Raw genomic sequence first — 13,440 nt, forward strand, 5'->3', positions numbered from 1 at the left:
AAAGATCTGGGCGTTCATTCAGGCATGATCGGTGACGGCTATGTCGATCTGGTCTGCGCGCAGATGATCCCGGCCGCCGCCGAAGCGGGGCTGGCGGATGCGGTCGACGCCTTTTGCGAGGGAATCGGCTTCACCCCCGATCAGACGCGCCGCGTGTTCGATGCCGCGCGCAAGGCGGGCCTGCCGGTCAAGCTGCACGCCGAGCAGCTGTCCAATCTTCACGGCGCGCGGCTGGCGGCCGAGGCCGGCGCGCTGTCGGCCGACCATCTCGAACATCTCAACGCGGACGGCGTGCAGGCGATGGCCCGCGCGGGCACCGTGGCCACGCTGCTGCCCGGTGCCTTCTATTTCACCCGCGAAGAGCGCAAGCCCCCGGTTGGGGCACTGCGCGCGGCCGGGGTGCCGATCGCGCTCGCGACCGACTGCAACCCCGGCACCTCGCCGCTGACGTCGCTCCTGCTGGCGATGAACATGGGGGCGACGCTGTTCCGGCTGACGGTCGAGGAATGCCTGCTCGCGGTGACGCACAACGCGGCGCGGGCGCTTGGCCTGCAGGCCCGCACCGGCACGCTGGAAGCGGGCAAGCAATGCGACCTCGCCATATGGGACGTGGAGCATCTGGCCGAACTGGTCTATCGGATGGGGGACGCCCCTCTCCACGACCGTGTGTGGAAGGGATTATGAACACGATCTTCTTGAAGCCCGGCGCGGTGTCGCTGGCCGACTGGCGCGCCATCTATCGCGGTGCGGTGCCGACGCTCGACCCGGCCTCGCTCGCCGCCGTGGAGGCCAGTGCCGCCGCCGTCGAACGGATCATCGCCCGTCACGAACCGGTCTATGGGCTGAACACGGGCTTCGGCAAGCTCGCCAGCGTCAAGATCGGCGACGAGGATCTGGCGACGCTCCAGCGCAACATCGTGCTGAGCCATGCGGCCGGTACCGGTGCCCCCTCCCCCGTGCCCGTCGTGCGGCTGATGATGGCGCTGAAGCTCGCCAGCCTTGCCCAGGGCGCCTCGGGCGTCCGGCCTGAGACGATCCGCCTGCTCGAAGCGATGCTGTTCGCGGGGCTGACCCCTGTAATCCCCTGCCAGGGGTCGGTCGGCGCCAGCGGCGATCTCGCTCCCCTCGCGCATATGGCGGCGGCGATGATCGGGGTCGGTCATATCCAGATCGCCGGCAAGACGCTGACCGCCGGCGGCGCGCTGGCGAAAGCCGGGCTCAACCCGCTGACGCTCGGCCCGAAGGAAGGGCTGGCGCTGCTCAACGGCACGCAATTCTCCACCGCCAATGCGCTGGCCGGGCTGTTCGACACCGAGACGCTGTTCCAGTCGGCCCTCGTCACCGGTGCGCTGGCGACCGAGGCGGCGAAGGGCTCCGACACGCCGTTCGACGACCGCATCCACCAGCTGCGCCGCCAGCCGGGCCAGATCGAGGTGGCCGCGACGCTGCGCGACCTGATGGCCGGCTCTGCGATCCGCGCCAGCCATCTCGAAGGCGATGCGCGGGTGCAGGACCCCTATTGCCTGCGCTGCCAGCCGCAGGTGATGGGCGCGGTGCTCGACATGCTGCGCCACGCCGCCGGCACGCTGGAGATCGAGGCCAATGGCGTCACCGACAATCCGCTGATCTTCTCCGACACCGACGAGGCGCTGTCGGGCGGCAATTTCCATGCGGAGCCGGTCGCTTTCGCCGCCGACATGATCGCGCTCGCCATCTGCGAGATCGGGTCGATCACCGAACGCCGCATCGCGATGCTGGTCGATCCCGCGCTGTCCGGCCTGCCCGCCTTCCTGACACCCAGGCCGGGGCTCAACTCGGGCTTCATGATCCCGCAGGTCACCGCAGCGGCGCTGGTGTCGGAGAACAAGCAGCGCGCTACCCCTGCCAGCGTGGACTCGCTGCCGACCTCGGCCAATCAGGAGGACCATGTCTCGATGGCCGCCCATGGCGCGCGGCGGCTGCTCGACATGGCCGCCAACGCCAGCGCGGTGGTCGGCATCGAACTGCTCGCCGCGGCGCAGGGCTGCGACTTCCACGCGCCGCTGGCTTCGAGCGACGCGCTGGAAGCGGTGCGGCGCCTTTTGCGCGCGCAGGTGCCGATGCTCGACGAGGACCGCCACTTCCACCCCGACATGGAAGCCGCCAACGCCCTTGTCCGCTCGGGCGCCGTCGTGCGCGCCGCCGCCTGCGAGCTGCCGGGGATCGCATGACCGACTGGCTGGAGATCGAGCCGCAAGAGGCCCCGCTGATCGTCGCCTTCCCGCACAGCGGCACCGACATTCCGGCGGAGTATGAAGGGCGCTTCACCTCGCCATGGCTGGCGCGCAAGGATGCCGACTGGTGGATCGACCGGGTCTATGGCTTCGCCGCCGACCTTGGCGCGACCACCGTCCGGACCCGCATCTCGCGCAGCGTGATCGACGTGAACCGCGATCCGTCGGGGGCATCGCTCTATCCCGGCATGACGACGACCGAACTCTGCCCGACGACCACCTTCGCAGGTGAGCCGCTCTATCGCGACACGGCGCCGGACGAGCAGGAGATCGCCGACCGCCGCACCCGCTATTTCGAGCTCTATCATCAAGCCCTGGCAGCGGAGATCGAGCGGCTGCGCGACCGCCACGACCGGGTCGTGGTCTATGACGCCCATTCGATCCTCAGCCATATGCCGCGCCTGTTCGACGGCCAGCTGCCGCTGTTCAACATCGGTACCAACGGCGGCACAACTTGCGCGCCTGCGCTGCGCGAGGCGGTCGAGGCGGTGGTGGCCGCGAGCGGGGAGAGCCATGTCGTCGACGGGCGTTTCCGGGGCGGCTGGACAACGCGCCATTATGGACGCCCGCAGGACGGCGTCCATGCGATCCAGATGGAGCTGTCGATGCGCGGCTATCTGGACGAGCCTGCTGCGCCGACGCCCGACAACTGGCCTGCGCCCTTCGCGCCGCGTCCCGAAACCATCGCCACGCTGCGGCAGGTGCTCGACGCCTGCCTCGCCTTCACCCGCACCCGCTGAAGGGAAGAGCCATGACCCGTCTCGACAACAGCCGCACGATCCGCCCCGCCACCGGCACCACCCTGTCGGCGAAGAGCTGGCTGACCGAGGCGCCGCTTCGCATGCTGATGAACAACCTTCACCCGGACGTCGCCGAGCGGCCCGAGGAACTGGTCGTCTATGGCGGAATCGGCCGCGCCGCGCGCGACTGGGAAAGCTATGACCGGATCGTCGAAACGCTGCGCCGGCTGGAGGACGACCAGACGCTGCTGATCCAGTCGGGCAAGCCGGTCGGCGTTTTCCGCACCCATGCCGACGCGCCCCGCGTGCTGATCGCCAATTCCAACCTCGTGCCGAAATGGGCGAACTGGGAGCATTTCGCCGAGCTCGATCGCAAGGGGCTGGCGATGTACGGCCAGATGACCGCCGGCAGCTGGATCTATATCGGCACGCAAGGCATCGTTCAGGGCACCTATGAGACCTTCGTCGAGATGGGCCGTCAGCATTATGGCGGCGATCTCTCCGGACGCTGGCTGCTCACCGCCGGCCTGGGCGGGATGGGCGGCGCGCAGCCCCTGGCAGCGGTGATGGCGGGGGCCTCCTGCCTCGCGATCGAATGCCAGCCCAGCCGGATCGAGATGCGCCTGCGCACCGGCTATCTCGACCGCGCCGCCGAGACGATCGACGAGGCGATGGCGATCATCAAGGAAAGCTGCGCCGCGCGGACCCCGCTGTCGGTGGGGCTGCTCGGCAATGCGGCGGAGCTCCTGCCCGAGCTCTACCGGCGCGGCATCCGTCCCGACCTGCTCACCGACCAGACCTCGGCGCATGATCCGGTCAACGGCTATCTGCCCGCCGGCTGGACGGTCGCCGAGTGGATCGAGCGCCGCGAGCGCGAGCCCGAGGTCGTTGCCAAGGCCGCCAAGGCGTCGATGGCGACCCATGTCCGCGCGATGCTCGACTTTCAGGCGGCAGGCGTGCCGACTACCGATTATGGCAACAATATCCGGCAGATGGCGAAGGACGAAGGCGTCGAAAATGCGTTCGATTTCCCCGGCTTCGTCCCGGCCTATATCCGCCCGCTGTTCTGCTGCGGAATCGGCCCGTTCCGCTGGGCCGCGCTGTCGGGTGATCCCGAGGATATCTGGAAGACCGACGCCAAGGTGAAGGAGCTTCTGCCCGACGATACCCATCTGCACCGCTGGCTCGACATGGCGCGCGAGCGCATCCGGTTCCAGGGCCTGCCCGCGCGCATCTGCTGGGTCGGCCTCGGCGACCGCCACCGGCTTGGCCTCGCCTTCAACGCGATGGTCGCGAGCGGCGAACTCAAGGCGCCCGTGGTGATCGGCCGCGACCATCTCGACAGCGGCTCGGTCGCCAGCCCCAATCGCGAGACCGAAGCGATGCGCGACGGCAGCGACGCCGTGTCCGACTGGCCCCTGCTCAATGCGCTGCTCAACACCGCTTCGGGCGCGACCTGGGTCTCGCTTCACCATGGCGGCGGCGTCGGCATGGGCTATTCGCAGCATTCCGGGATGGTCATCGTCGCCGATGGCAGCGAGGCGGCCGCACGCCGGCTTGAGCGGGTGCTGTGGAACGATCCCGCGACCGGCGTCATGCGTCATGCCGATGCCGGCTATGACATCGCGCTCGACTGCGCGCGTGCGCAGAGGCTCGATTTGCCGGCCATTACCGGAAAGCCGTTACGCTAGGGCAACAGTGTCTTCTTCTAGGTCCCTATCCCGATGCTTACCTTTCATTAACCAGATCGGGTCCATTGCCGCATCGGAGAGGAGACGGCCATGGACATGGCGGCGGTTGCGCGTCCCACAAAGGATGCAGGGTCGAAGGCACTGACCGACGAGGATTTCCTCCGCCGGATCCAGACCTATGACGCCGGTGGCCGGCTGAGCGACCGGCTGGCCAAGCTATGGGCGCGCGCGTCCGACATCATCCTGGACGCAGCGCGCGACCATTGGGAGCCGGTGCTGCGCTCGCTGCGCGATCGACCGGGCAATGACAACATCTCCTTCGACGTCGCCCATCTGGTCGATCGACGGCGCTTTCTCTACACGCGGCCGATCGACCTCGACTGGATGCGGATCCTCAACAAGACCGCCAAGTTCATCCACCGGCTGGAAGTGCCCGCTCCCACTTTCCTGATGGAGATGTATGGCGAGACCCACCTGGCGGTCGATCGGATCGCAGAGCGCTTTGCAGACGATCCCGCCTTCGTGCTGTTCGCCCAGCGCAGCATCAACATGCTCGGCGGGGTCGAACTCGAACTGACCCTGTCCTACGACAATGCGATCCGACAGAAACGCGCATCGATGGCGCGAGAGGCCTCCAGCGATGCCTTTCGCACCGATATCGGCGATATCGTTTCCACCACGCGGGTGCGCTCACGCTCGCTGAGCGCGCAGACCGGCACGACCGCCGCTACTGCGCGCGCAATGCTCGGCAAGGCGTCGGAGGTGGCCGCCGCATCGGCGCAGTCTGCCGACGCGATGCGCGAAGCCGCGATCACCGCCGCCGGGCTCATCCGGGCGATTGCCGATGCACGGCACGAGGTCGAACAGGCCGCCAGTGTCGCGACCCGTGCCGCCGATCAGTCGGCCGATGCCGTCGCCGTCTCGGAGGCGCTGTCGACCCATGCGCGTGCGATCGAGTCGATCCTCGGCCTGATCCGCGACATTGCGGGCCAGACCAACCTCCTGGCGCTGAACGCAACGATCGAAGCCGCGCGAGCCGGCGATGCCGGGCGCGGCTTTGCCGTCGTCGCACAGGAAGTGAAAAACCTCGCCAGCCAGACCGCGCGCGCCACCGACGACATCGCCCAGAAGATCATGGCTATTCAGTCGGCGACGCAACAGGCCCTCGATGCCAATGGATCGATCCGGGACACCGTCGGCGAGGTGAAGCAGCGCGCCGAGCGGATTCGGCTGGCGATGGACGAACAGGCCACGACCGTGACCAGCATCACCGGGGCCGTCGACGAGACTGCGCTCGCCGCGGATACGATGTCGCTGACCATTTCCGCGATCCGGACGGAAACCGAAGCGGTCGCCAGCGAGATCGAAGCGCTGGCTACCGGCTTCCGTCATGTCGACGACGAACTGGGCCGGCTCGAGACGACCGCACACGACTTCGCCACGCGCTTCGTCGCCTGAACGGCGGAACCGCGCGGCAGCTTCAATTCCAGATCAGCGGTAGCGCGGTACAGGCGCCGACATTGCCGCCCTTCATCCGGACCGGCTTATCGGGGTCGAGCCGGATATCGGGCATGTTGGCGAGCCATTCTCGCAGGAAGACGATCACCTCCATCCGCGCCAGGCCCGCGCCGACGCAGCGGTGCGCACCCGCACCCAGTGTCGTATGACGCGTGGGGTTGAGAGCGCGGTCATAACGTACCTCTTCCGGCGCCTCGAAGGCCGACGGGTCGAGATTGTGGAGGACGCTGGGAAGATAGACGATATCGCCCGCGCGGACCTGCACACCGTCGATCTCCATGTCGACCACCGCATTGCGGCTGACCGATACGGTGGGATAGCGGCGCATCAGTTCATCGGCCGCCTGCGGCAGCAGTTCCGGATGGGCCCGCAAATAGGTCTGGTCCTGCGGATGGCGCGCGAGATGGAGCGTGATCATGCCGATCATCGCGACGACGGTATCGAGACCGCCGAACAGCAGGTTGCGGCACATGCGCCGCGCTTCATCCATCGTCCACGGACGGCCATCGACCCCCGCCACGAAAATCCGGCTAAAAAGGTCCTCGCCCGGATTGGCCATGCGGGCTTCGATGAAGGGCCGCAGATAGTCGTCGGCGGCATCGCGCAACTGCTCGACCGTCATCGAACCATCGGGCCGCGTCAGCTGAGCCCCCAGCGCACGCAGGCGCGGACGATCGGACAGGGGCACGTCGATCAACGTGAGAAAGATATGGAGCGGCAGGATTTCGGCGAATTCCTCGACGAACTCGCAGGCCCCTGCCGGCTTGATCGCCGCGATCAGTTCGCGGGTCACCTCGGCAACCTTGGGTTCGAGTGCCACGACATAGCGCGAGGCCAGACCCTTCATCACAGAAAGGCGGAAGGGCCCATGTTCGGGCGGGTCCTGCTGCAGGGGGATGAACTTCATCATCTCGCCGAGGCCGGGCGTCACCGCGAGCACTTCGCTCGACAGACGCTCGCTGTCGGCCCACAGACTCCGCACGACATCGCCCCGCGTCGCGATCCAGTGGCCGCCATTGGCCGTGGTCCAGACCATGCCCGGTCCATCAGGCCGGACGAGACTCTGCCAGGCCGAAAAATAGTCGGTTTCCACCCCCGGCGGGTTGAAGATGTCGAAATCCACGACCCTGTCGGTTGCGACCCCTGACGGCACTTCCATTCGGCTTTCCTCTCCTCGGTGCGCCTCATGCGGACGCCCCCGGACAATCGGGCAGCCCGGGCGAGGACGCAGCTATGACTATGGACAGCTGGGCCCGCCATCTCCGGCCGGCCCCTCCGAAAGAAAGTGTCGACGGCACAGGCAGCATCCCGCCAATTGGAAGAGAAATTACACGAAGATGGATGTAATATTACAAAACGGACAGGTTGCGATGCCGGTTGCCCGCACCAAAATACTCACGGCGACCAAATCATATTCATTCGAATGTTCACCCGATGCCTTGAGCCCGGCCAGATCAGCGCCGGTTCATCGTCGCCGACGGACTTATCGACTTGGACAAATCCGAACATTATTCGAGAAATATATCGATGCTAAAAATGCATCGATAATTCTAACAGAACGCATTTTATGCGGCATGATACACTGTATCCCGAATATTGTACGGCCTACTGACAGCTTTGCCACCGAATCACCGATCATCGTCAACATCTCTCGAACGGATCTATTTCCGCAAAATGACCGTTATGCCGCGTCTTATCCGGCATATCGCGGAAACAAACCAAGCACCTTCGGCATAACTCGTCATAGGCTGACCTCCGACAGTCGGTGCGGCCGAACGGCGACGAGGTCCGGAGGCCGCAATCAGAAAAGGGGAAAGCCGGTCATGAAGACGATTATCCACACCCGGGCACGCGCGCCGCTCTTCAAGGCGTTTCTACTGGCGGGCACGCTGATGGCCTCCCCGGGCGTCGCGCTGGCGCAGGCCACCGCGGACAGCGCGTCCACCGCTGCCGAGGCGATCGACAGCGCCGACATCGTGGTCACCGCGCTTCGCCGCAACACGCGCCTGCAGGAAACACCGCTCGCCATTTCGGCCACCTCGGGCGAGGCACTTGCCGCAGCGGGTTCGTCGAGCTTCACCGACCTGACCCGCAACGCACCGTCGCTCCGCATCGTCGACAGCGGCCCCGGCCAGCGTCGCGTTCTCATCCGCGGCATCCAATCGTCGGGCGAACCGACGGTCGGCGTCTATTATGACGAAACTCCGGTCTCGGGTTCGGTCTCGACCAGTTCGGATGCGGCCGGCACCACCCCCGATTTCCGCCTGTTCGACGTCGAACGCGCCGAAGTTCTGCGCGGCCCGCAGGGCACGCTGTTCGGATCGGGATCGATGGGCGGTACGCTGCGCGTGATCTTCGAAAAGCCGCGTTCGGACAAGGTCGAAGGCGCCGTCAGTGCAAATCTGTCGACCGTCGAGGGCGGCAAGGAAGGCTATTCGATCGACGCGATGGTCAATCTGCCGATCGTCGCGGACAAGCTCGCTGTCCGCTTCGTCGGCTATTACAACAAGTTTGCCGGCTATGTGGACAACGTCATCCTGGCCAGCGACCCGACCGCGAAGAACGTGATCGACAGCACCCCCGCCGGCGATCCCTTCCTGCGCAACGACAAGGACATCAATGACGGCTATGCTGCGGGCGGACGCGCACTGGTGCGGTTCACCCCCAGCGAGCGCCTGACGATCGACCTCGCCGCTTATTATGAGAAGGTCAGCACGCAGAGCCCCGGCTGGCGCCTGGAGCCGTCGGCGATCCTCGGGCGGAAATATGTAACCTCGGCTCGCGCTCGTGCCGGCAATTATGACGAGAACCGGATCTACAACGGCACGATCCATTATGATTTCGACGGTTTCACCCTCGTCGGCGTGACCTCCTATTTCGACCGCGACCGCGTGGCCGTTTCCGACGTCGGCGACACGTTCAACGGCCGCGACACGGCGGCTGGCTGCCGGCAGTTTCTGCTGCGCAACGTCGGTACCTGCACCGATGCGCAACTCGCCACCTATCTGCCGGCGACACGCGCAATCCAGCAGTCGTCGCTCTACCAGCCGCAGAGCGTGAAGAACTGGGTCAACGAACTGCGCATCAGCTCGAACAACGAAAGCCCTTTCCAGTGGACAGCGGGCCTGTTCCTGGAAGACCGCAAGACCGTCGTCCGTTCGACATTGCTCACCGCCAATCCGGCGGACGGCTCGCTCTACGACGTCGACGATCCCACGGCACTCGCCTACGACCGCACGATCTTCGACTATCTGAAGCAGAAGGCCGCCTATGTCGAACTCAGCTACAAATTCTTCGACCAGCTGACGCTGACGGCGGGCACGCGCTATTACGACTTCCGCAAGCGCGTGGGCGGTCAGATCGACCTGGGCCAGATCCATTATTCGTCCGGGATCACGCCCTATACAGAAGCGAAGAACAAGGAAGATGGCTTCATCTACAAGTTCAACCTGGCGTGGCAGGCCAACCCCGACCTGATGTTCTACGCCCAGGCGGCGCAGGGCTTCCGTCCGGGCGGCGTCAACCAGGTGATCGGCCTTCCGGCCGCGCTGGCCGGCTATTCGTCGGACAGCATCTGGAACTATGAACTCGGCGCCAAGACGAAGCTGGCACGGGGCATCTACTTCAACGTCGCCGGCTACCGGATCGATTGGGACGACCTTCAGGTCTCGGCGCGCACCACCGGCACTGGCTCGGTGTTCGGCCTGATCGCCAATGCCGGCGCGGCGCGCATCTGGGGTGCGGAAGCCGAGCTTACCGCCGACATCACCAGCAATTTCTCGGTGAGCGGCAATCTCGGCTATACCGACGCCAAGCTGTCCCAGGATCAGATCAGCACGATCGTGACCGCGACCGGCCGCAAGGGCAACCGCCTGGCCTTCATCCCGAAGATCACCGCCGGTGTTGCCGCTGAATATACGCACGAACTCAACGACGATATGGAAGGCATCGTCCGCTTCGACGCCAGCCATGTCGGCAAGTCGTACAGCACCTTGTCGCCGACCGACATCTACCGCCGCCTTATCCCGTCGCACGAGCTGGCCAATCTGCGCTTCGGCGTGCAGCAGCCGGACAATGACTGGGGTCTCTATTTCTATATCAACAACCTGTTCGACGACACCGCGATCAACAGCTCGAGTTCGTCGGCAAATACGGGCGGCCTGACCAACACCTTCAGCGCGCCGCCGCGCACGTTCGGCGTCAACGTCACCAAGCGCTTCTGACGGCCGGGCGCGGGCGATGCGTCCGCGCCCCACCTCCCAACGACAAGAGGGGATTGAACATGAAGATCGGTAAGAGGACCGTGCTTGCTCTGCTGGGCGGCACGATGATGGTGGCTGCCGGCAATGTGGCGGCTCAGGACGCAGCCCCCGGCAAGGTCGAGGCCGTCAAGCCGCGCGCAGGCGCCAACCCCGCCCCGGCGCGGAAGCAGGGCGAAGGCGCCGGGCCCTTCAACAAGATGGTAATCCGCGGCGTTACCCTGATCGACGGATCGGGCGCCCCGCCGCGCGGGCCGGTCGACATCGTCGTCGAGAAGAATGTCATCGCCGACATCCTGCCCGCCGGCACGCCGGGCCTGCCCCTCAAGCAGGGCCGCGAGCCGCGTGATTTCGACTATGAGATCGATGCGACCGGAATGTATGTCACGCCGGGCTTCGTCGACATGCACGTCCATGGTTCGACCTCGGACAAGGCACCCGACCTCTCCTATTCCTACAAGCTCTGGCTCGCCCATGGCGTCACCACGGTGCGCGGCGTCGACCTCGCGCCGTTCGAGATTTCTCTCAGCGAGCGCGCCCGCTCGGCCCGCAACGAAATCGCGGCACCGCGCATCTTCGCCTATCAGCGTCCCGGCCAGGGCCAGGGCTGGACCGGCGGCCGCGTCAACACGCCGGAAAAAGCGCGCGCCTGGGTTCAGTGGGCCGCCAAGCAGGGCATCGACGGGATCAAGATCCTCGACAGCGAAGACCAGCCGCCCGAGGTGATGGCCGCGATCATGGACGAGGCCAAGAAGACCAAGCTCGGCACCGTCGCTCACCTGTCGCAGATCGGCGTCGGCCGCATGAACGCCGTCCAGGCGGGCGAAGCCGGGCTCGGCACCGTGACGCACTTCTACGGCCACTTCGAATCGATGCTCAAGAACGGGCAGGTCCAGAACTGGCGGCATGATTATAATTATGCCGACGAGCAGGACCGCTTCGGCGACGTCGCCAATCTGGGGGACGAGAGCGTCGAGCCGGGTTCGCCCGAATGGTGGGACTATCTGGAAAAGCAGAAGGCGAACAAGGTCACCTTCGACCCCACGATGACCATCTACGCGGCAGGCCGCGACCTGATGCGCGCCCGCAACGCCGACTGGCATGACAAATATACCATGCCGCAGCTGTGGGGCTTCTATCAGTCGTCGCGCGAGAACCACGGATCCTATTTCTACGACTGGACGCTCGCGACCGAAGTGAAGTGGCGCAAATTTTACGACAAGTTCATGCGTCTGCTGAACGACTACAAGAATATCGGCGGCCGCGTGACGACGGGTTCGGACTCGGGCTTTATCTTCGAGCCCTATGGCTTCGGCTATGTCCAGGAACTGGAGATGCTGCAGGAGGCCGGCTTCAACCCGACCCAGGTGGTGATGGCGGCCACGCTGAACGGCGCGCTGACGCTGTACGAACCGAAGGGCCAGCCAGTCCCGCCGATCGGCACGGTCCGCGTCGGCAAGCTCGCCGACCTCGTCATCCTCAAGGAAAACCCGCTGCAGAACTTCAAGACGCTCTACGGCACGGGCGCGCTACGCCTGAACGAGAGCACGCAGAAGCTCGAGCGGGTCGGCGGCGTCAGTTACACGGTCAAGGACGGCATCGTCTACGACGCGAAGAAGCTGCTCGCCGATGTCGCCGAGATGGTCGCTTCCGAGAAACGGCGCATGGGCATGCCTGAAACAGGCCTCCCGCACCCATGAGCCGTCGGCGCGCCGGCAGCCCCCGGCGCGCCGCCCTATTTTGCCGGCACGACAGAGCATGACGACAGGAGAGCGCGATGGATAACCAGCAGCAGATCGTTCGCCGCGATATCATGAAATATGGGGCGCTCGGCCTCATCGCAGCGGGCTTTACCGCGCGCGTCGACAAGGTCGCCGCGATGCAGGCATCGCCATCGCAGGCCGGCGAGAAGTCGCTGACCGCGCAACTCCGCAGCACCGGCGGCGACAGCCAGAAGCTGCTCCTGCCGCCCCTCACCGGCGTGAACAGCCCGCCCCCGCCCGCGACCTACGACATGCTGCCGCGCAGCTGGAACAAGGCCGCCTTCAAGAAGCTGCACGACCGCGTCGCCGAGCGCGGCTGCAAGTCGGTGCTACTGCGCAACGCCAACAACTGTTCCTATTTCACCGGCTACTGGTTCTCCAACACCGAGCGTCCGCAGGCGATCCTGATGAACGCCGGCGACGAGGCGCCTTGGTATTATCATCCGGTCATCGACACCCAGCTGATCAAGAGCGGCTGGTATGGCGGCGGCCGGGCCTATTTCGACTTCCCGCACGCGACTGGCGCCTTCCCCAATGAAGGCAAGGTCTCCACCGGAGCAACCGTCGACATGCTCGAATTCATGCTCGAAGGCATGAAGGAAAAGGGCATCGAGGGCGGAAAGCTGGCGATCGACGGCGAGCTCTATCCGTCCGAACAGGCTAAGTTCGCCAAGATCCTGCCCGGTGTCGAGATCGTCAACGTGTCGGACATCGTCCGCCAGATCCGCTGGATCAGCACGCCCGAGGAACTGGCGCTGTCGCACCGCGCCTATCAGCTCAACGATCGCGCCCATGCCTTCGCCCGCGACTATGTGCTGGCCCATGGCACCGACGTCACCGACCTGGAAATCCAGCTCGCGACCCAGCTGTGGCTTCTCGATACGCTGCGCTCGGGCCTCAAGCTCGACGGCGGGTTGCCCAATCGCGGCGTCGCCAGCGGCGGCGTGGTCATGGTCCGCTGCGGCCGCACCACCGCCTATCCGCATCCCAACCAGCCTTATTATCAGCGGCTGGGCCGCGACATGCCGCTGCAGGTGGTGATCGTCGCGAAGGTCGGCGGCTGCGGCGGCGAGAATTACCGCATGTACCAGACCGCCAATGCCAGCGGCGGCTTCGACGCACATGGCACGAAGATGTGGGAAGTGCCGCAGCACACCTGCGACATGCAGCGCGACCTGCAGGCGGCCGGCCGGCGC

Annotated in this window: 9 protein-coding genes; 8 read left to right on the top strand and 1 reads right to left on the bottom strand. The window is 65.7% G+C overall.

What is annotated here, in order from left to right:
* The 5 genes from KAY22_RS17040 to KAY22_RS17060 form a co-directional block, all read left to right on the top strand.
* The coding region (locus KAY22_RS17040) for an amidohydrolase family protein (protein ID WP_296624530.1) at nucleotides 1-684 on the top strand (684 nt) is incomplete at its 5' end.
* Nucleotides 681-2,210 (top strand): histidine ammonia-lyase, encoded by a 1,530-nt coding sequence (gene hutH, locus KAY22_RS17045; protein ID WP_296624531.1) that lies wholly within the window; start codon nucleotides 681-683, stop codon nucleotides 2,208-2,210. The genes KAY22_RS17040 and hutH, both read left to right, overlap by 4 nt.
* Entirely contained in the window at nucleotides 2,207-3,013 is an 807-nt protein-coding gene (gene hutG, locus KAY22_RS17050) for an N-formylglutamate deformylase (protein ID WP_296624532.1), read from the top strand. The genes hutH and hutG overlap by 4 nt, the downstream gene beginning before the upstream one ends.
* An 11-nt stretch (nucleotides 3,014-3,024) precedes the next feature.
* Nucleotides 3,025-4,704 (top strand): urocanate hydratase, encoded by a 1,680-nt coding sequence (gene hutU / locus KAY22_RS17055; RefSeq protein WP_296624533.1) that lies wholly within the window; start codon nucleotides 3,025-3,027, stop codon nucleotides 4,702-4,704.
* A gap of 90 nt (nucleotides 4,705-4,794) precedes the next feature.
* Nucleotides 4,795-6,162: a methyl-accepting chemotaxis protein gene (locus KAY22_RS17060; protein WP_296624534.1), complete on the top strand. Its 1,368-nt coding sequence runs from the start codon at nucleotides 4,795-4,797 to the stop codon at nucleotides 6,160-6,162.
* 22 nt (nucleotides 6,163-6,184) lie between these two features.
* Here the strand turns inward: KAY22_RS17060 and KAY22_RS17065 are convergent, their stop codons facing one another.
* A complete protein-coding gene (locus KAY22_RS17065; protein ID WP_296624535.1) occupies nucleotides 6,185-7,381 on the bottom strand; it encodes a cytochrome P450 in 1,197 nt (398 codons plus the stop codon).
* A 664-nt stretch (nucleotides 7,382-8,045) separates the two neighbouring features.
* Between KAY22_RS17065 and KAY22_RS17070 the strand changes: the two genes are divergently transcribed.
* The 3 genes from KAY22_RS17070 to KAY22_RS17080 form a co-directional block, all read left to right on the top strand.
* Complete coding sequence (locus KAY22_RS17070) at nucleotides 8,046-10,445, top strand: TonB-dependent receptor (RefSeq protein ID WP_296624536.1); 2,400 nt, start codon at nucleotides 8,046-8,048, stop codon at nucleotides 10,443-10,445.
* 104 nt (nucleotides 10,446-10,549) lie between these two features.
* Nucleotides 10,550-12,181 carry an amidohydrolase family protein gene (locus KAY22_RS17075; protein WP_296624538.1) on the top strand — a complete coding sequence of 544 codons (1,632 nt, stop codon included), beginning with the start codon at nucleotides 10,550-10,552 and terminating at the stop codon, nucleotides 12,179-12,181.
* A 77-nt stretch (nucleotides 12,182-12,258) separates the two neighbouring features.
* A partial coding sequence (locus tag KAY22_RS17080; RefSeq protein WP_296624537.1) for an aminopeptidase P family N-terminal domain-containing protein occupies nucleotides 12,259-13,440 on the top strand: 1,182 nt, incomplete at its 3' end.

Origin of the sequence: Rhizorhabdus sp. (genome assembly GCF_018006725.1) — a bacterium.
Lineage (GTDB): Bacteria > Pseudomonadota > Alphaproteobacteria > Sphingomonadales > Sphingomonadaceae > Rhizorhabdus.

Coding starts and splice junctions, on each gene's coding strand:
- KAY22_RS17075 (WP_296624538.1), top strand. CDS start 10,550: ATGATGGTGGCTGCCGGCAATGTGGCGGCTCAGGACGCAGCCCCCGGC.
- KAY22_RS17065 (WP_296624535.1), bottom strand. CDS start 7,381: ATGGAAGTGCCGTCAGGGGTCGCAACCGACAGGGTCGTGGATTTCGAC.
- hutG (WP_296624532.1), top strand. CDS start 2,207: ATGACCGACTGGCTGGAGATCGAGCCGCAAGAGGCCCCGCTGATCGTC.
- KAY22_RS17070 (WP_296624536.1), top strand. CDS start 8,046: ATGAAGACGATTATCCACACCCGGGCACGCGCGCCGCTCTTCAAGGCG.
- KAY22_RS17060 (WP_296624534.1), top strand. CDS start 4,795: ATGGACATGGCGGCGGTTGCGCGTCCCACAAAGGATGCAGGGTCGAAG.
- hutU (WP_296624533.1), top strand. CDS start 3,025: ATGACCCGTCTCGACAACAGCCGCACGATCCGCCCCGCCACCGGCACC.
- hutH (WP_296624531.1), top strand. CDS start 681: ATGAACACGATCTTCTTGAAGCCCGGCGCGGTGTCGCTGGCCGACTGG.